The sequence below is a fragment of the Serratia sp. (in: enterobacteria) genome (assembly GCF_046715635.1).
Taxonomy (GTDB): Bacteria; Pseudomonadota; Gammaproteobacteria; order Enterobacterales; family Enterobacteriaceae; genus Chania.
On record NZ_JBKJYW010000292.1, the window covers coordinates 29,628 to 47,848 of the forward strand.

Annotated in this window: 22 protein-coding genes; 2 read left to right on the top strand and 20 right to left on the bottom strand. The window is 38.5% G+C overall.

Going from position 1 to position 18,221, the window contains the following annotated elements:
• Positions 1 to 30: 30 nt before the first annotated feature.
• The 3 genes from ACLQ7H_RS14610 to ACLQ7H_RS14620 all read right to left on the bottom strand — a co-directional run bounded on the left by ACLQ7H_RS14610 (position 31) and on the right by ACLQ7H_RS14620 (position 2,598).
• A complete protein-coding gene (locus ACLQ7H_RS14610; RefSeq protein ID WP_411753297.1) occupies positions 31 to 639 on the bottom strand; it encodes a hypothetical protein in 609 nt (202 codons plus the stop codon).
• A gap of 270 nt (positions 640 to 909) precedes the next feature.
• Positions 910 to 1,638 (bottom strand): hypothetical protein, encoded by a 729-nt coding sequence (locus tag ACLQ7H_RS14615; protein ID WP_411753298.1) that lies wholly within the window; start codon positions 1,636 to 1,638, stop codon positions 910 to 912.
• Between the two features lie 48 nt (positions 1,639 to 1,686).
• Positions 1,687 to 2,598 carry a hypothetical protein gene (locus ACLQ7H_RS14620; protein ID WP_411753299.1) on the bottom strand — a complete coding sequence of 304 codons (912 nt, stop codon included), beginning with the start codon at positions 2,596 to 2,598 and terminating at the stop codon, positions 1,687 to 1,689.
• A 76-nt stretch (positions 2,599 to 2,674) separates the two neighbouring features.
• On the opposite strand from ACLQ7H_RS14620, the gene ACLQ7H_RS14625 reads away from it, so the two are divergent.
• Both ACLQ7H_RS14625 and ACLQ7H_RS14630 read left to right on the top strand, forming a co-directional pair.
• Complete coding sequence (locus ACLQ7H_RS14625) at positions 2,675 to 3,091, top strand: hypothetical protein (RefSeq protein WP_411753300.1); 417 nt, start codon at positions 2,675 to 2,677, stop codon at positions 3,089 to 3,091.
• Positions 3,091 to 3,597 carry a hypothetical protein gene (locus tag ACLQ7H_RS14630; RefSeq protein WP_411753301.1) on the top strand — a complete coding sequence of 169 codons (507 nt, stop codon included), beginning with the start codon at positions 3,091 to 3,093 and terminating at the stop codon, positions 3,595 to 3,597. Before ACLQ7H_RS14625 ends, ACLQ7H_RS14630 begins: the two co-directional genes overlap by 1 nt.
• 65 nt (positions 3,598 to 3,662) lie before the next feature.
• Here the strand turns inward: ACLQ7H_RS14630 and ACLQ7H_RS14635 are convergent, their stop codons facing one another.
• From ACLQ7H_RS14635 to ACLQ7H_RS14715, 17 genes are all read right to left on the bottom strand, one after another.
• Positions 3,663 to 4,118, bottom strand: coding sequence for a hypothetical protein (locus ACLQ7H_RS14635; RefSeq protein WP_411753302.1), 456 nt, complete (start codon positions 4,116 to 4,118; stop codon positions 3,663 to 3,665).
• Between the two features lie 44 nt (positions 4,119 to 4,162).
• Positions 4,163 to 4,507: a hypothetical protein gene (locus ACLQ7H_RS14640; protein WP_411753303.1), complete on the bottom strand. Its 345-nt coding sequence runs from the start codon at positions 4,505 to 4,507 to the stop codon at positions 4,163 to 4,165.
• Positions 4,508 to 4,600: 93 nt separating this feature from the next.
• Positions 4,601 to 5,065, bottom strand: a complete 465-nt coding sequence (locus ACLQ7H_RS14645; RefSeq protein WP_411753304.1) for a hypothetical protein — start codon at positions 5,063 to 5,065, stop codon at positions 4,601 to 4,603.
• A gap of 88 nt (positions 5,066 to 5,153) precedes the next feature.
• Positions 5,154 to 5,657: a hypothetical protein gene (locus ACLQ7H_RS14650; protein WP_411753305.1), complete on the bottom strand. Its 504-nt coding sequence runs from the start codon at positions 5,655 to 5,657 to the stop codon at positions 5,154 to 5,156.
• Complete coding sequence (locus ACLQ7H_RS14655; RefSeq protein WP_411753306.1) at positions 5,654 to 6,097, bottom strand: hypothetical protein; 444 nt, start codon at positions 6,095 to 6,097, stop codon at positions 5,654 to 5,656. The genes ACLQ7H_RS14650 and ACLQ7H_RS14655 overlap by 4 nt, the downstream gene beginning before the upstream one ends.
• Before the next feature lie 65 nt (positions 6,098 to 6,162).
• A complete protein-coding gene (locus tag ACLQ7H_RS14660; protein ID WP_411753307.1) occupies positions 6,163 to 6,774 on the bottom strand; it encodes a hypothetical protein in 612 nt (203 codons plus the stop codon).
• 66 nt (positions 6,775 to 6,840) lie between these two features.
• Entirely contained in the window at positions 6,841 to 8,049 is a 1,209-nt protein-coding gene (locus ACLQ7H_RS14665; RefSeq protein WP_411753308.1) for a hypothetical protein, read from the bottom strand.
• 14 nt (positions 8,050 to 8,063) lie between these two features.
• Complete coding sequence (locus ACLQ7H_RS14670; RefSeq protein ID WP_411753309.1) at positions 8,064 to 8,537, bottom strand: hypothetical protein; 474 nt, start codon at positions 8,535 to 8,537, stop codon at positions 8,064 to 8,066.
• Positions 8,537 to 9,781 carry a hypothetical protein gene (locus ACLQ7H_RS14675; protein WP_411753310.1) on the bottom strand — a complete coding sequence of 415 codons (1,245 nt, stop codon included), beginning with the start codon at positions 9,779 to 9,781 and terminating at the stop codon, positions 8,537 to 8,539. The genes ACLQ7H_RS14670 and ACLQ7H_RS14675 overlap by 1 nt, the downstream gene beginning before the upstream one ends.
• Before the next feature lie 31 nt (positions 9,782 to 9,812).
• A complete protein-coding gene (locus tag ACLQ7H_RS14680; protein WP_411753311.1) occupies positions 9,813 to 10,007 on the bottom strand; it encodes a hypothetical protein in 195 nt (64 codons plus the stop codon).
• A 1-nt stretch (position 10,008) separates the two neighbouring features.
• Positions 10,009 to 10,173, bottom strand: a complete 165-nt coding sequence (locus ACLQ7H_RS14685; protein ID WP_411753312.1) for a hypothetical protein — start codon at positions 10,171 to 10,173, stop codon at positions 10,009 to 10,011.
• Between the two features lie 12 nt (positions 10,174 to 10,185).
• Positions 10,186 to 12,330, bottom strand: coding sequence for a hypothetical protein (locus tag ACLQ7H_RS14690; RefSeq protein ID WP_411753313.1), 2,145 nt, complete (start codon positions 12,328 to 12,330; stop codon positions 10,186 to 10,188).
• Positions 12,327 to 13,967, bottom strand: a complete 1,641-nt coding sequence (locus ACLQ7H_RS14695; protein ID WP_411753314.1) for a hypothetical protein — start codon at positions 13,965 to 13,967, stop codon at positions 12,327 to 12,329. Before ACLQ7H_RS14695 ends, ACLQ7H_RS14690 begins: the two co-directional genes overlap by 4 nt.
• Before the next feature lie 384 nt (positions 13,968 to 14,351).
• Positions 14,352 to 15,500 carry a hypothetical protein gene (locus ACLQ7H_RS14700; RefSeq protein ID WP_411753315.1) on the bottom strand — a complete coding sequence of 383 codons (1,149 nt, stop codon included), beginning with the start codon at positions 15,498 to 15,500 and terminating at the stop codon, positions 14,352 to 14,354.
• Positions 15,501 to 15,525: 25 nt separating this feature from the next.
• Complete coding sequence (locus ACLQ7H_RS14705; protein WP_411753316.1) at positions 15,526 to 15,834, bottom strand: hypothetical protein; 309 nt, start codon at positions 15,832 to 15,834, stop codon at positions 15,526 to 15,528.
• 158 nt (positions 15,835 to 15,992) lie between these two features.
• Complete coding sequence (locus tag ACLQ7H_RS14710) at positions 15,993 to 17,570, bottom strand: hypothetical protein (protein WP_411753317.1); 1,578 nt, start codon at positions 17,568 to 17,570, stop codon at positions 15,993 to 15,995.
• 1 nt (position 17,571) lies between these two features.
• Positions 17,572 to 18,003: a hypothetical protein gene (locus ACLQ7H_RS14715; protein WP_411753318.1), complete on the bottom strand. Its 432-nt coding sequence runs from the start codon at positions 18,001 to 18,003 to the stop codon at positions 17,572 to 17,574.
• Positions 18,004 to 18,221: the final 218 nt, after the last annotated feature.

Genomic DNA, 18,221 nt, shown 5'->3' on the forward strand with positions numbered 1-18,221 from the left:
AACCAGATGCTAATAAGATGTTAGTATTAACTATCCACGAATAATTGATGCACCGCCACCGTATCTGCTTGCGAATCTCGTTGATGGTTTCTTTCTGGAACTGGGTTTCAATGTTGAGAACTGTCTTCCTACTGTTCCCCTTTTAGGTCCATATTTGTATCTTGTCTTTCCACCTACTTCCTGTTTGAACTGGAACTTCTTGAACCTTTTTGACCCCCCCCTTCCCGATGAGGGGGGGGTATATGCAACACCATCAACTGTTGCTTTGATGTATTGTTTTATCATATCACTGAACATCTTTCGAGAACGCATTGCTGCGGGCATAAAGTAATTTGCACCTTTAACCTTTGTTCCGTTTGCTGCAACATATCCGTATTCAACTGCTGCACCATAAGGTGCACCTACAAATGCTTCACCAACAATCATGGGAAAATTCTCTGATAACATTATATGGTCTATTGAATCACGCAGTGCACCTGTCCTTACTGGTGCTCTTCCTCTTGCCTCATCAACCACATGCTGTAAACAGTATCTAATTATCTCTACAATACGCCATGCTTCAAAGTTGCCCTGGGCGTTTTTGAATTTGGTGATAACTTCGTTTATGCCTCTGGCACTTGTAGTAAGCCTCATTGACATGAAACAAAATTATACTTACAATCTATTATCTACTATTTTTCTGCTCATTGAAATCCTGTTCTGTCTTGCGTTGATGCTCTTCTTTCTTGTGCAGTTCCTTTATGATAAATGGAAACAGGTTATCGAATTCTGCGTATGGCGGATAGCCTAACTCCCAGGGGAATTTGTCATAAACGATATACATGTTTATCATCTTGCAATACCAGTATACCCTTTCAGGAACTTGGTTTGGTAAGGATAACCCCCAAATCCATCTTTTGAGGGTTCTTCTTATTGGGGGGAACGGATTCCTTCTTTGTAAAGGGCTATCTCTACGTAGTTTATGATGTCATCGAAATTGATTCGTTCTATATCCTCATCAGTTGCACCGTAGTATGACTGGAATAAATTTGAATAATATTTATAATGTGCATTTCCAAACTTGTCAGAAATCTCTAGCCATTCTTTTTTCTTGAGATATTTTTCCTGCTCGTCTGTATTCATGTTTCTTATGAGTTTGTTTATCTTTTGTGTCTCGATTATCAGGTCCATATTTGCTGATTCTTTTTCCTTGAGTAATTTTATATGCTCTTCTTTTTCCTGTCGTGTTACGGGTTCATAGTAAAACCTTTTCTTCTCATATTGAAGTCTTCCTTTATCTCTTTCCCACTTCCATTTACCTTTATCCTTGATTCCTTTTCTCAGACTGATTTCAAAATCATCACTTGCTGATTCTTTGATACGCCATATCTTTTTTGCAATGCCCTGATAATCATCATACCTGTCCATTGATTTGTTTGCCTGATCAATGTCCAGTTTGTCAATGATTACTTTGGTAAGGTCAGCTACATCAAGTGCCCCTGATAAATCAAGTTTGATTGTTTGTAGGACAGGTTCTTCTGGTAACTTTGGTTGTTTCTCTACACCTGGACCCAGTTCTGTTGTTAACTGGTCTTGAGTTTTAATATCATCAACGAATGTGGATATTGTTTCTTTCTTGTCTACCTTCTTAGCATCCAATAGTCATGTGAATAGAACTGAAATATAAAAAGTGTAGGGTGTCGCTAACTAAGAGGCGACAGTTAGTGCGGTTACTGTAATTGTTTTTGCTGTTCCTACTAGGGTTTCTTTGAAGATGTCTCCCGTTCCTGCATCAGCATCAGTTGTATAGGAATTGAATCTGCAATCACCCAGTGTGATAGTGACAGGTGTAGTAAACAACTGCATGGTGATTGTTCTTGATGTCATGTTCTTTACATCACCGATTAATGCAGAGTCTTTTACCCATGTATCAAAGTTGAATGCAATACGTCTGAATCCTGATCTGATTGTTCGTGGGAGTTTAGAACCTAATGGCATTACTTCCATTGCGTTTCTTGATACTTCAATTGTTCCTTTCTCAATATCTCTTGCTGAACCACCGTATGTAAACGGTTGTGATACACCTGATGTAAGGTGAGTCCAGGGAGTTGTTGTCATTGCAGGTGCATATACTGTTGTTGCACCTATTGCAGTATCAAGTGCAGCCTGTGTCATCCAGTCAGTTGATGACATTGCTTTGAATGTTGCAGATACGTTTACCATTTTATCAAGGTTGATCGTTGCCCTATCACACACACAACCTTTGTAGACTTTGCTGTTAGCAATATCGTTTATCTTTTGACTTCTCAGCAAAGAATTACCTCTGTTGATTGATCCTGCACCTGCTGCTGCCTCAGTGCAATATCTCAGAAATCTTGTGTCGATGAGTAACCATGATAAGGTAACGGTGTTGTGCTCTTCCAGTAATGAATCATCATATCTGTCTTCAAGACCCAGAAGTGGAATTTCTTCATGCACCATTGGAATACCTTCTGTAATCTTTGTTCCGATTCCAATGTTTAGGAATGTGCCGTTAGTGTTAGTTGTTCCTTTTACTGTTTCTTCCATTGATTGAACTTGACGAGTCCAGTCTTGTATCGTTGAAACTTCATAGCTCATGTATGAATCAAAAACACGATGTCAGCCAATTAGGAACTAAATAGTTATCAAATCATTATCAGTGAATCATTTTTCTATGGTAGATTATATTGGTGATCCTGCACTAGCAAGAAAATTAGGCGGTCATCCAAAGACAACAGAATTCAGTGATTTACAAATGGATGAGGCAATGGAATACGGACATGATATGTTATCACTTCATACAAACAAAAAGAATTGGGTAAGCACTGATGCTGCATGGAACCAGGCAAAAATAATTGAAGCGTTATTTGCTGCATCAATGGTAAAATCAATGTGGCGTGACCCTGATAACAAATCACAGGAATTATTCAACAGAGCAAAATCATTATGCGGTGCGATAAACGATAATCAGTCAATGGCATCAGTGCCTTCTGCACCAGGTGAATCTCAAACATCAGTAGCAAGAGGTTATAGAACACCTGCATTGAATCCAGATGCATTACCGTATTCATCACCCAGGACTGACTTTTAATGTCGTATGGTGTTAGTGGAAGCGGTTCGCTTCTTCCAGATATTCCTGATGATCCAGAAGTCCTGTTTACTAATTTTCTAATGGCTATATGGGATGATACTGTATCAGGTGTTCCAAAAGCAGAAATAAATTTTGGATATGAACCAGATATTAACACAACAGAACGTTATGTCATAAAGATTGAAGAAATTGATAATGAGGATTTCTCACCAGACCTGGCAGACAGATATACTCAGGATGAGTTTTACATGAACTGTCATATCTGGGAACGTGATGCATCGATTCATTCAACTACAGCAGGTATGGCTAGATGGAAAATGAGACGTTACATAAAACGAGTTATAAAACAAAATTGCAGAACGGGAATAGTTGTAGGCGGTAACAGGTATATCAAACATCTGTATCTTATTGGTGGTGGAAATGTTCCAGAACCAGAACAGACTGACTGGCATCACACTGTTATTGTCTTCAAGATGGTAACATGGTTGGTGGATGCTTCCACCTAACCTTTTACCAACCTGCTTTCTTTCCGCCCATCGCTACCTTTCTTACGCCTGGTTTCGGTCCTTTTTTACTCTTCTTCTTTGCCACTATATTCACCTCTTAAAAATTTCACTACGTTATGAAGTTTCTTTGGTATGGTCTGGATGACAGCGTTACCATCTTCATAGTCCTGTCTCAGTATTACCATGTCGCAATCTCCCTCTTCACAATCAGTAGACTTTACACCACCAGGAATGTTTTCCTGTTTTACATATCTTGTTTGCAAATCTCCCTTCTTCTCTGCACCGTTGTCGGTTATATCTGGGATAGGCGGATAACCTATTGCTAGATTTTCTACTGTTGATGCGGGAAGTTCTTTTCCATCCTTATCAAAGAATACTGTCATGCCGTCTTCTCTTTCTTCATAAATTTTAGTGCCATCTCTTTCAAATGTTTCTGTTGCCTTTGGCTTCTGTGTTTCTGTTTTTACTTCTTCTCCTGCTACGAAACTCATATCCACGTTGTCCATGTGCTTTGGTTTCATATCGATACCTACTACTTGAAAGATAATAAAACTATCTAAAAAAATTAGGAAGGCGGGTTTATTGGGTGTGCTTCTGTATCTGCTGTGCCAGTGACTCTTGTGTTGATTGCATGTGAGATTTTAGGAACCAGGAATGTTGCTGCTAATGCAGTTCCGAATATTTCACCGTATACAATCAGCAATGCCAAATCACTTTCGATTTCTGCAAATACTGGTGCACTACCGAATCCAACCAGGATACCTGCTACAGTTCCAGTTAAAATTCCAGTAACAAATTTTCTTGCTATGAATGGATCATTAGATGAAATCCATCCCATGAATGCACCGAATGCACTTGCTAATCCGCCTATGATTATGCCGATTATTGCGTTTGTCAATACTGTTGACATTAGCCACACTCAGTGTCTTGACCATTAGAGAATCATCATTTGTATAGTCGATAGATTTCTTTGAGTGAGAGGTCTGACCATTCTACATATTCATCATGCTTTCGCATTCGTGTCTATTGCTTTCTGCTCAAGTTTATCAACATTTTCAAGTTTTATTTCTGGTCTATTGTTTATCGCATTTGCCTTTTCTGCACCCATTGTATCATACTGTAGTTTCAAAGATTCTTTCTGCACTGTTGCCTGTTTAACTTGAACTGAACCCTGTGCTTTCTGAACATCTCCCTGCTTCTTATTTTGCCATGAGTTGAATGCAGCAAGACCAGTGGCAACATATCCCATTATGCTACCTGGGTCAACACTGCCTAAGTTCTGAGCACTGGCAACATTAGAATTTGGTGGCGGTTCTACATATAACCATCCTTTCTGTTCCTGTAATCTCAGGTTATCTGTGGAAAGACTGTTAGCCTGTATTTTTGTTACAGCAGGATTGGCAGGAATGTCTGGTTGCTTTGCCTGACCGAATGCAATATGCAGTGATACTGGAATCACTGTTAACAAAGACGGTATCAAATATATCACACAGATTATTAAAATGAGATTACTTGTGCTTACCATAATAATTTTTGTAAGCACATTATTATAAGATTCAACAGGTATTCAGCAGTGTAGCATTTTTCAATACATCACAGAATGCATCAATTTTCTTCTCTAACATTAGATGGTCTGCATGTAATGTGCTTGTGATATTGTTTACTGCCTCTATTCTCTTTTCTTCATTGGTAATATTTACTGCTGATATTTCTGCAATTATCTTTGTTTGGTTTCCCAGTTCATTGAACTTTTCAAATGTTTCATTGAATGCCATGTTTCTATCCTGTATAGAATCAACAAAAGTTCTGTTCAATGCTGCTATCTGTTTGCTATTGCTCATTGACTGATTTTTAGCCACTTCTGCTTGTCTATGAGTTTCATTTGCTGCTATATCAACACGTTCTATAATTTCCTTTGTATCGTTTGATGTATCATAAACATGAAAAATTATTTCACTGTTCCTAACTGTGATATAAGATAAAATTGGGATACTAAATGCCAGTATCACTATTATTATAAGACTGATATACAGATATTTTCTATCTTCTTTTTGACTCATTCTTCTTTTTTCAATCCCAGGCTAGCAACCATGTCAAGACCATACACCATTTTCTTGACAGCCTCTAATCCTGTTTTTAATTCTGGTATATCATGCGTATTAAGAACCGTCTTCTCACTTATGTCAACAAGTTTACCCTGAATTGCTTTAATGTCATCGGCAACTGATTGCATATCTTTTTCTGACATCCTTACATGATGATCAAAATTTTCTTTATTAATAGTTAGTAAACCGCACATACCGTTGAACTTTTCATTAATATTTTTTTCGAGATTTTCTGCTTCTTCTTTTATCTCTGATGAAATCTTTGCTCTCTGTGCTTCGGTTTTTGTTTCATTATCTTTTCTATCTTGCTTACTGTTATGTCTGACCAGGACATAGATTCCAACAGCACTAATTACAGGTGAACCTACGATGCCTACTATTGTTAATGGGTCCAAATATTTTCAGTTACTTACTGTATACAGTCCTAGTTGAAATAACTATGTAATTAAAGTAAGCATTATTATTTGAATTTGGGAAGTTTAGCCTGGTTCTCTACCTTTAGATTCTCATCATACATGATTAATTCTTCATGAGAAAGTTCTCTGAATTTCTTGCTATCCTTTATCATGATAGATGTGCCTGTCCAGTTTGTGTGGTATTCTTCCGATGCATCTGCAATATACAGCCTGGTGTTTTTCTTATCAGAGTCTTTCATAATATCATCGAATGCCTTGAGTGACCATTCGATTGTGTAGACCATATTCCATCTTGTAATACGTTTGTTGATTACTGCACCGCTGCCATCAACAACAGGAACCACATCGAATCTGGGTTTCTTGCCCATCCATACTGCGATAGAATCACCACCTGCTGCGGATTTCTTTACCTTGTAAATCATGTATTCTTTGTCTGTTGATTCATCTCTTATGCGGTAAACGCAAATGATTTCTTTCTTTACTGTTTCTGGTCTTTCTTTTGCTCTCTTTTCAAAGCCCATCTCTTTCCATGATTCCATGTCGTTATCCTGGTCGAGTCTGTATTCAAATCCGTGTCTTGCAAATTCATCGGCAATGTCCTTTACTCTGGGTGGAAAATCAAAAGAAGTTTGTTCTGGAACGAAACGATATGACATCTTATAAAATGTGCTTACACTTTAGATTTAAACTTTTAGATAAAAATAAAAATAAAAAAGAAAAGATTAGAGGATAGTATTACCAGTGTTGAACACTGATGTGTCTACTATCTTGCTGACGAACCATCTTTTGAAGATTGTTCCTCTGATGCCTTGTCTTGTGTCTTCGTATTGTGCAGTTCGCTGTGGACCGTCTACGAATATGATTCCGAGTGGGTCATAAACTGTGAACCTGTCTGTCGTTATCAGGTCATCTACTCCCCATATTATTGAATCGAATCCGCCTACTCCCCTGATGAGTGCGTTACCAAATGAATAGTTGACTCCTGCTTGTGAACCTACGCCACCTGGTGCTACTGCTGTATTTGATTGGAATACATCATAGACATCTCTGTTAGAGACAATCCTTTGTGGACTTCCTCTGAGTGACGAATCTACTACTTTGGCAATGTTCTTGACATCAATCTTTGCGTTCCTGTTTGAAAGACCTGCTGTGAATGCTGACCATGATGCTAGTGTGGTTGCAGATAGTGCGTTGAACTGTGCAGCAACTTTCTTTGCCATAACAGTTTCCATCTGTCCTTTTAATGCATTGACATGATATTGCATTACATCGATGTCGTAGACCTGCATGGTAAAGTCTTCACTCCACTGTAAATGCCATCCGTATTTCTTCTGGCTTACAGTCTGGCTTGTGAAACCACCCTTTCCTGATACAGGAATATTCCATACACCGAGTTCTTCGTTGATCGCATCATATCCTACATAGTCATCGATTTTCAAGTCCAGTCTGTCTGATTGGATTCTTGTAACCATCGATGGGTCTGTCAAGATATGATTTCGGATTGGTGTTGAGGTTGTCTTTAGAGCAACAACGGCAGATTTTACAGTAGCAAAGTCGGCACCAGTGAGCATACCAGATTCTCCTAGTTCGACTACTCCCTGTTTGCCTTTGGTGTTCCACGCATTTTGGACCATGACGAAATCGTCATACCATTGTGGGTGAACTCCTGCTGTTCCTTTATAGTCAGTAATCTTGCCTTCTTTTAGTAACTGCTTTTGTCTGTTGTATTCTCCGTAATTGACAATGACTTCTTTGAATGTTGGTTTGTATCCAACTGATAGTTGTTCTTCTCCTTTCGTAATGGTCTTGTCTACTTCACTAATCCACAGAACAGATTCAGGTGTCTCTTTGTAAGTCTCAGAGAGTGAATCCATTGGTGTGTATTTGTAAGGTAGGTCAACCAGTTTGTTTGTTGGGGTATAATCTCTCATTGTATATCTATCTCCTACTCAAATAACTCTATGAGAATCAAATCTCCTGCTGAGGCAGTTGTCGTTGCTGTTACACCGTCACCCTGTATTGGACTGACGTTACCCTTTGCATGATACCTTCCCACTTTTCGAGTTACTGCTGTTGTTCCTTCAACAAATGCATCTACTCTGCCCGCTGTTGCAGCAGAAGAAGCAACTAGATTGTTTGGTGGAATTGTCGCACCTGCTTTGACATATACATAGACACCTGGACCTCTCCAAATTTCTACCTTTGATGGTGAAGCGTTAACTGCTTTACCATATACGGTAGCAACTGCAAATGGTCCTAATCCTGATGTTGGACATGTTTCCCAGTTATCAGTGGCTTCTATCATGTGAACTACATCTCCACCGTTTATAACAGCGGTTGTAGCATCAACCTGGACTGAAACAGGAATGATTGAACCTATTAGTTCAATGTCTCCTGTTTGATTTTGTGGTGCTGGCACTAGCCGAACACCTCATCTAAATTCAGTATATTACTGTTTGATTGGTTATTGCTATCCGCAATTAGTTTACCATCATTGGTAATACCTGATTCACCCAGTTTGGCTTTCTCAACGGCTGCCTTCATCTTTGGTGCTAACATATATTTCGCAGTTGCCTGTTCTACTATCTCTTCTTCTGTTAATCTAGGATAGAATTTCATAAAGGCTTTTACTTCGGCTTCTCTGTTCTCTTCCTTATTATCAAAAGCAAATAAAGGAATCTTCTCTAATACTACTCGAATCTTTGATTCTAATTTTTCCTTGATTATCTTTTCTAGTTTTTGATTTGTGTCTGTTTTATATTCCTCAGAATCTTTCAAAAGTTTCTTGCGTGCTTTTTCTGATTCTTCAAATTTGGTTTTCCAGTCTATTTTCTCTTCTTCTGGTTTAGTTTCTTCCGTATCGTCACCTTTTATTCTGACTGAATCATCGACTACTTTGCCTTCTGATTCTATGCCAGTTGGTTTCTGCTCTTCACCAGTAGATTGAGACTGAGAACCATCATTACTGTCTACCATTGATGATTCTGAGAGCTTTACGCTACTATGAGAACTAAAATTATTTTTGTAAGAAGTAAGCACAGTATATCGGCAATATTCGCAATCAGCAGATGATTCACCTAATTTGGTATCAAACTCATGAACACATTTGTCGGGTCCACCAACACATTGGTTGTGAATCTTGCCCACATCTTCACCGTATGCAGGAATTTCTACACTTGTAGAACCAACTGGTATACCCTTTTCTACAAATCCATCTTTGTCAAATTTATAATTCAAAGATGACATTGAATTAAATTTAGGGAATTTCCCTTCACGCCAGGCTTGTCTTGCACCCTCACTATCGATTCTAAATAATCCTAACAGTCTCTTTGAACCATTTTTCAAATCAACAAGTTTGGTCTTGATGTAAGTTCCGAATGCCCACTTTGCTGATTTTCTTTGATAATATTCTGCCAGTTGCGGAACAGCAGATTCACCTAACGCAAGTAATTTTACTGGCTTTGGTTCGTATACTAATGGATGGTTTCTCGATGGATGGGAATTCTGGACTCTGCCTATCCATGCACCTGCCTTATGCCATTCTTCAAGTAACTTTGATCTATATCCTAATCCGTTCTTGCCCTTAACATCACCATCAGCAAGAACCACTGTAACAAAAATATCACCGTCTTGTTCATATCCTGAGATAACCTGACTTTCCACAAAGACGGTGCTGAATCAAAAAATTTTATAACTATGTTGACATTTCTTTTCCTGCGTTCCTTGACATCAGAAGCATGTCTGTTGCTATATTAAGCATGAATCCAGCAAGCGTATTGTTTATGATTTCAAGTTTCTTTATTCTTGTTTCTAATTCTGCAATCTTCTTGTCTTTTGGGTCCTCTTCTTTATTCTCTTCTTTTTTATTATCTTCTGGTTCTGTTGTCATCTTATGCTAACTCTGGAAACTCTGCTACTATATCGGCTACTGTTATAATATCTTTTTCTACTAGGATTTTCAATGCACCTATGGTATAATACTTTATACTACCATGTGGTGTTATGTTTTTCTTATTACCCAGAAATGTTATGACCTGTGCTTTTGTTAATGCCATTCAACCAATCACCTAAGATGGATTAATCTCCAACCATGACATATCGACGTATGTTTGTACGAGAGAACTTGCTACCGAATGTTGTATCGTAACTGCGAATGTTTGATTCGCTGTAGTATCCTTGTTAAGATTAGCAGATGTTCCTGCTATAACAGCATTTATCATTCCTTCATCATCTCCTGCATCACCAATACCTGTAGTTGCACTAGCACCATCATTTACTTTCCATGAACCTACCATTCCCTGTATGTTTGTAGCATTCATATTGTAAAGATATATTTCAAGAATATAAGGAAGCCAATTGGATTGTTGTGCAATAGTTTGTGTATCTTCCTGATATTGTGTGGTTCCACCCCATTTCACTCTGATTGTATATATAGTTGATGTTGCTTGGTCCTGTCTTAGAAATCCCGTTAATCTCAGATGCAATATCCCATTAGCACCCATTGTGTTACCTAGAATGTTTTGAGTGAATAATGTTCCTTCTGATGTAGTGTTACTAATTACAGTTCCTGCATTACTTCTGCTTACATTTCTAGTAACACCCCCTGCATTACTTTCATCAGGTCCAACACGTAAAACTCCCCATCCATTAATCATTAAATTTTTATTTAAAACTCCTGCTCTTTTTGTTGCTACAGAAAATACTGCATCCTCTGAACCTGCTGTATTATCTTCAAGTTCCATTCTTATGTTACCACTGTTAACTTGTGCAGGTGTAGTATTATTATGGTCAAACCATATTTCTGACCCTTGAAATGTTGCAGTGCTCTTTCTATAAAGTTTGAGAATTAATGCATTGGTTTCTTCAATTTGTTGTTCTTCGATAAATACATTAGGAGTGCTTACACCTGCTAGCAATGTAGTAACATTTGGAAATGTGTATGTGCGTGATGATGATAATCCAGTTTCATCAAGTATAACCCTACGATTAAGACCACCACATCTGAATTTTCCATTTGCATCAAACTCACCAACACAGTTGAAAATATTAGCCATTCTTACATTGAATCTAAGAGTGCCAGTTTCTATTGTATCTGTAGCATCAGATATTCTGCTTTCTACTTCGGCATAGGTTGTTACATTACTGCCTGAATCTAACGCTTGAAATGCGAAAGCAATATCATCACTAACGGCATTGCTTAATCTTCTTATTCTAAGAAGTTGTTCTTGATTTTCTTCTATTGTTTGGTCCTGTGTGAAAGTATTGGATGATGCCAGTGCTGCTACTCCTACAGGAACAGTATCACTTGCTACTAATCTCCATCTTCCTGTGGTTCCATCATATTTTATCATCGCAGAGTTATCTGGTATTAAAGTAAGATCACCAGGAAGTGCGAATCTGTTTGTTGTTGTTGATGATGCTGATTCGTCTTTTAGGACAATATTAAACGAACCTACATTATGAATGAATAACACAGTTCCGCTGGGTTGTGCTACAATTCCATGAATATCTCTTGATGAATCTGAGGTTAATCTGAGAGTTGTTGCGGTTGCAAGTCCTGTTGGATTATAGTTACTCTGTGATGCAGTAATTTGTGGTGGTGAAATCGTATTATTGAGGATTAAGTTTTCTGTTACTGTTAGACCTGGTATTGTTGCTTCGTTGACTGCTGCATCATATTCAAATCCTGCCTCAGCAGCGAATACACCTGCATTGTTATACTGTATTTGTTTGGTGAGTCCTGATGGCAATCCTGCTATCAGAGTATCGTAATCAACTTCTACACCTGAACTGTTACGTCTTATCAGATGTCCATTTGAAGCAGCATAAAAGTGATGAAATGTTGAAGCAGGGTTTGCAGGGGTTGATTGCTGTTTTAGTATCGCACCTGCATCGAATCGCTGTGAAGCAGAAAATATATTGGTTATTCCTATTGCTGTAAGTGTATCATTTGTAGTAGTAGGTGGTAACGCTAATGTAACATCTGTTGCAGGAACATTTGATTGACCTCTTATTGTTGTGTTTTTGCTATCTGCTTGATTTCTGAAATATAGAACATTATCCCAGAATCCCCATTTGCTTGTGGATTTTATTGTAACTGTATTAACTCCTGTAGTAACACCATTGAACATACGCATAACCATTTCAAGGTCATCAGCACCATATTTTACTGAGGTTCCTGGATTAGTTATTGCTGTATCTTTCCAACTCATGTCTTGTTACCACGCCCTGCACCAACAGAAGCCACTACCTTTGAATTAGTCCTCTGTGATGGTGGTTGAAATCCCTTCTGTCCCTGACTTTGTTTTTCTCCGAACTGTTGGAATTTGGTCTGTTTTCCACCGCCAAATGATTCCATGCGTTTTTCTGCCTGTTCTTCCTGGTGTTTTTGCTGTATCTTTTCTACTGGTGAGAGGTCTTTTAGCTGACCTATTTCGTTGTAGTATTTGTCTAAGTTCTTGTTGTGCGGGGGTAATCCGATAATCTTTCTACCCTCATATCTGTCGATAAATGCACGTCTTGATAGTAATTCTAGCGAGTTTGCTTTAGCCAGAATGTCCTCAAATGACAGTGGCATATACGAATGAGCATATCTTACTTTGAGTTTCTTTGGGTCTTTTACAAACTCTTCTCCCAGATGCAACGCTATCAGATGGTCGTAGAACTGGTCTGATAAGTGTCGTTCTAGCCACCATCTGTCAGAAGCCAGGACTACATCACGGAATACATTCATCTGTATTTCGACTTCTGAACGGGATGTTGACTTTCCTGAAAATGAGAATAAGAACTGTGGCACACGCAGTTTCATCAGCATGTGCTCTATCATCTGACCCAGTAATTGCATTATGAAATATCCATCGTGTTTTAGCGGAACTGGTTGATAATCTACTTTAGAGTTAAATCCACGCAGCAGACCTGGACCTAACGAGTCCATGAACTGGTCAATTTCATCCGTATTCATGTTGTTGAATTTCAGAATACCTGGTTGTGCCCAGTATGATGCTACTATCTCTGGAAGGTCAACTTCTTCACAACGCCTTACAATCTGTGATAGTTTGAGTATAGAATGGTAATCTGACATACCGTAGAACAGGTTGTTTGGCATTACCATGTTGTCATTTTTGGTAACATAGACCAGTTTACTTGCAGGTATGAATTTGCGTTCTGGATCCATCGACCTTTCCATATCAGTGTATCTGACGGACTGGAAACCCCAGTCACCTGTATTCACTCTTACCTGGTCAAGAAATGACCAGTGAAGTGGTTTGATTATTGCGGGTGTTCCTTTCGGAAACTTGTATTCGTTGTTCTCATCTTCAAATGTTTCTAAGAATATAGCAGCCCTGCCACCTACAGATGCCTGTTGTGTAAGGTCTTGCTGATAGTAACGAAATCCAGTTATCCTGATAACCTGTTCTATGTATTCGAGTAATTTCTTTCGTTCCTGCTCTTTCATTACATCATCTAATGCAGAATTTAATGCCTCTTCTGATTCGTAGTCTTTGTCTATTCTGGGCACTAATTTTCCTTCAATCTGGTTGGCAAATCCTGACCATGACCTGATAAGCGTTGCTTCCTGTGCAACATAGTCATTGGCAAACATATCATAGAGTTGTTTTTTGAACTCTCTGCCGTAGAGGTCTTTGAATTTCTCTTCTTCAATTTCCGTTGATACGAATGTTTGAAGTGCAGATTCTCCCAACGGATTCCAGTTAGACCTATTTTCACCAGGTTTGGGTATGACCATAGAATTGCCGTTGTTGTATGTGGCATACTGTGATCTGTATTTGTTTGCAAACCTGATGCTTCTTACATGGGGTTTTTCGTTGATATTGTTACCCCTAACCATATCATGATAATCGTTAGTAGCATCGAATAATTTACTCAATATATAATGAAAATTGTCACACTTGAAATTGATAACTAAGAGAACTTTCTAACCAAAAGACTTTGACATTCTTCACAATATGTTTCCCCTGTCTTGATAATATTGAATATTTCCTTGAGATTTTGTGTATTCCATTGATGTCCGCATTTCGGACATCCCAGATTCATTCCTACTATTCTTTTGCCCACTTTTTCACCAGGATACCGCCTAAGTCTTCCCTGTCAGTGATTTCGACAGTGCATTTCTCATCTATGCCGTATTTTTCGGCAAATACATGAGGAATTCTGATTGTTGCGTAATCCCTGCCACTTATTGACAGTTTTACACGGATGGCTTGCACAAGACTCATGCGGAATCGGATAATTTATCACTTAATTCAATACTGTGAATTGCCCTGGGTTCTTCAAACATCTTTATGAATTGCTGATGAATCATAAAGAATGCGGGCACATATTCGACAAATTGTTTAAAGTATTTTATCATTCTAGCCTGATTTTTGTCAATTTCTTCACGGGTAATACCACGCCATTGCTTGCCAGTCATGCCTTCAACCTCATAGGACTTGCGAGATGACTTTGCTGCACCTGACTTACTCCTTAATTCAATCTTTTTTAGTAAAATATCAGCCCATCCTAGAATATCACGTTTCCATTTGTCATTTTTCATCGGTTTTAGGAATCCTGCCATTACAGTAAGACCGTTAGCTGCTGCTTGTTCGTCTTCAAGGCTGATTCTCCTATTGCCATTCTCATCGAGTATCCCTGTCTTTACTTTCTTGGCAACTTCCTTGCAAACTTCAATGTATTCCATCCATGCTTTGTATAACATGCCTTCCTGCGGTTTTCCTTTCCTCAGTCTGACAATATCAGCAAATGGATTGTCAATATTTAGCCCATCACTGTGTTTGATAAATGACATTCCATGAGTCTGCCATTGTTTTTCATGGTCACGGTAACACTTGTAGAAATGTTCACCCAGAGAAATCCTTAAATTCTTGGGTAACTCATTATAATCGAAATCCATCAGTTCGTTTACATGGTCCATGTAAGCATTATAAACGGTTTCAACTTCAATATCCTCTTTTGGTAAACTTACCTTAGTAAGTTTTCCTTCTATGGTATCGATAGGTTTTCGCCAGGCACGCTTGCACTCGTTTGGCATAATTATCCATACCTGGTGCTTCGTAAAACCCGTAAAATTTCTTGCATCCATCTCCTGCATGACAGTTCTGCAAATTTCATTCATGTTCTTTTTTCTGCCCGTTTCTGGGTCAACAAAAGTGCCTAAAGCTACCTGTTCTTTGTAATATTGAATCAGTCTTCTAATCTGGTCTGCTTTTGTGTTCTCAACTCTCTTGCCTAAACGTTCATCTGACTCCATTTCATCGTAGATACGTGAAATATTGCGAGAAATCTCTTCAACTCTGGTCGTAAAATCTTCTTGATTTAATTTTTCCAGTTCGTAACGCCCAGAATTATTGTTTATATAATTCATTATTAAGCATTACTGAATTTTGTGCTTACATTTCGTCATTTTGCCATGCATCTTGAGGATTATTGTAGACATCTTGCACCATTGGCTTTACTTTTTTGTGTATCGATACACTTCTGGCATAAGGTCTTTGATATAATTCCTCATTTCCTGCGACAAGCGAACCTTTTTCGACTGCATCCTGTTGTTTGGGAACGATGTAATTGCAATAATTGCATTTGAAAGTCTTTAGAGTGCCTTCCCATGCCATAACAATCTCTCTACCATCGTAGATACACAGTGGACAGAATACTTTCTTCCTGTCTGATGCAATAATCTTGGGAACATTAATTTTCATGTAGATAACACCTGTTTCCACAGTAATAATAATCAGTTGTGTTTACTTCTTTGCCATCCATGAATAATTGAACCCCTTTTTCATTAAATTCCCACTGAATTTGTCTTCCACCTTTCATACAGTTGAAATCATATACAATATCTTCCCAGTAATAGTGCTTACGTATATGATTCCATTTTTTCCCAACCATAGTTGATCAATGATAACCTGAAAGCATCAAAAATATCCATTGTGCCGTAGGTTTCCTTGTCCAGAGAAGGTGCTTCTCCTGATGGATTGACTAATGTGGCTGTTTTCAGTTGTGTCACAAGATTGCCGAAACGTGGGTCTATTGCAATCAGATTTTCTGCGAATATTCGCTGTGCATGCTGAATCATCTGCATTCCATATCCTGCTGCACCACCAAATCGTATCGGATTTATCTTGTATTTTGACCATTTTAACTGATGAAACGGTGTTGCCTTTTTATGCATATCGTCAGGGGACACCTGGTCATTTTGCATTTCTTTGAGTTTATCTGCTACTGACTGCATCTGTGCATCGATGTATACCTTTGTAATATTGAGTCTGTGCATCATACCGACAATAAATTTACACATGGTTTCGTGGTCTTGTCTCTGGAATTCCTGGACATCAACTACTTCAACTATACCATCTGGTCTTTTCATGGTAACACAAATGGCGAATGTAGAATCAGAACCGAATGCAGGGTCTACACCCATAGATTTGGGTAACGATATTATGTCGAACCCAGGATATGCGGGTAATTCAGTAAACAGTTTGGTTGCTCTGTCAACATGTTCGGGGACAAATACGTTACCACCAACAGAAATGAACTCTGCACCGTAGTATTCAGGGAAGAATGCACCCAGTCTTCTTCTTTCCTCATCTATATGATCCTGTGATACGAGACCTGCTTCTATTGCCATTTCTATCGGGTATTTGTGTGCGATAAACGAGTTTTTCTTGGGTTTGGCTGTTGCATCCTGCCATAATGAGTATATCTTGCCTCTGGGTCCACGTGGAATCGTCTCGATTACGAACTTTCCTCTGGACATGGCTAGACGGGTAAAAGCACCATCAATGACCTCTGTGTAGTCGATTTGTGCCTTTGTAATGTCAGAAACATGGATAAAATCGACATTCTTCCATGATACTGCCATACCTGCTGATGCACCTAAAGCGATGATTCTTGACGGTCTGGCAGGTTCATACGGATTATGGATGAATAACTGAGTTACCTTTGTAACCTCATCTTTGAGCAGGTATTTGCCTGGTCTCATAATCAGCGTGTGCTTAAATGTAGGGGAAGCGAGAATAGCACGTCTAAGCGTGTAGAGATGGTCTTTTGCCATTTGACTGGTCTGGGCAATAACCAGTTTTTCGTTCCCCGCACCTTCTCTCAGAAGGCAGTTCTGAAATAATGCCATAAGGGTAATAGTTGATAGACCAATTTTGTTAGATTTTATTGCAATATTGTATTGATTATTGACAATATCATTCCACCATTCATACTGATATGGGGTAAGACGGTCTACAATTTGCCTTGTATATGGATGCATGAGTTTTCCAAATGAGAGGTAGAATAAATGAGGGTCTTTGTAGACTACATTGCCCTCAGAATCCGTGACCATCTGCAAATTATCGATATTGTATTTCTTTTTGACAATCTGTTCCCGTAAATCCTCTGTTTCCCGTGACATTGCACGGATTTTCTTCGGAATCGAGACTTCCAATTTACCGTAAATCTTCCTTTTCTTGTGGTGCTAGTTCATTTTGCTTGTATTTTGATACGAATCCAACACCAACAAGTCTTTTGCTGTTCTTTTCTTTGGTCTTTTTCTTCCATTCATCATAGCCAGGTCTTCCATGACAGTGATGACATTCGCATTTGCTTCCTTCTGGCGTATTTTCTCTGCTCTGATTAATACCGCCATCTAGTAACACTGATTCATGTTCGGTATCCCATTCAAAATCAACAATTTTTTGTGTAACTTTACCAGTTGATGCATCAACAAATTCTGATTCTACCTTTTTGAATTTGTAATGAATAAATCCATCGCAGTCCTCACATAAAAGATTGGAACAATGCCATGAAAGATGTTTTAATCGAATATCTTTATTGTTTTCTATTGCTTTGAACGTTGGGTCGTCATCCCATATTCCCATGATATGCTTAAAAGTTTGAAAAAATGATTATTAATAATCATCATACAATCTAATATTTCTGGCGTTTAGCCAACCCATCGTCAAAAAAAATAGCGGAGTTTATTGCTTCTACTCCGCTATTATTGTATCAAATATTATATGTCCACATTTGAAACAGACACCCTGTTCCTGTAAAAGTGGTTCACCGCATTTTTTACAATGGTAATTCGTATCGCAAC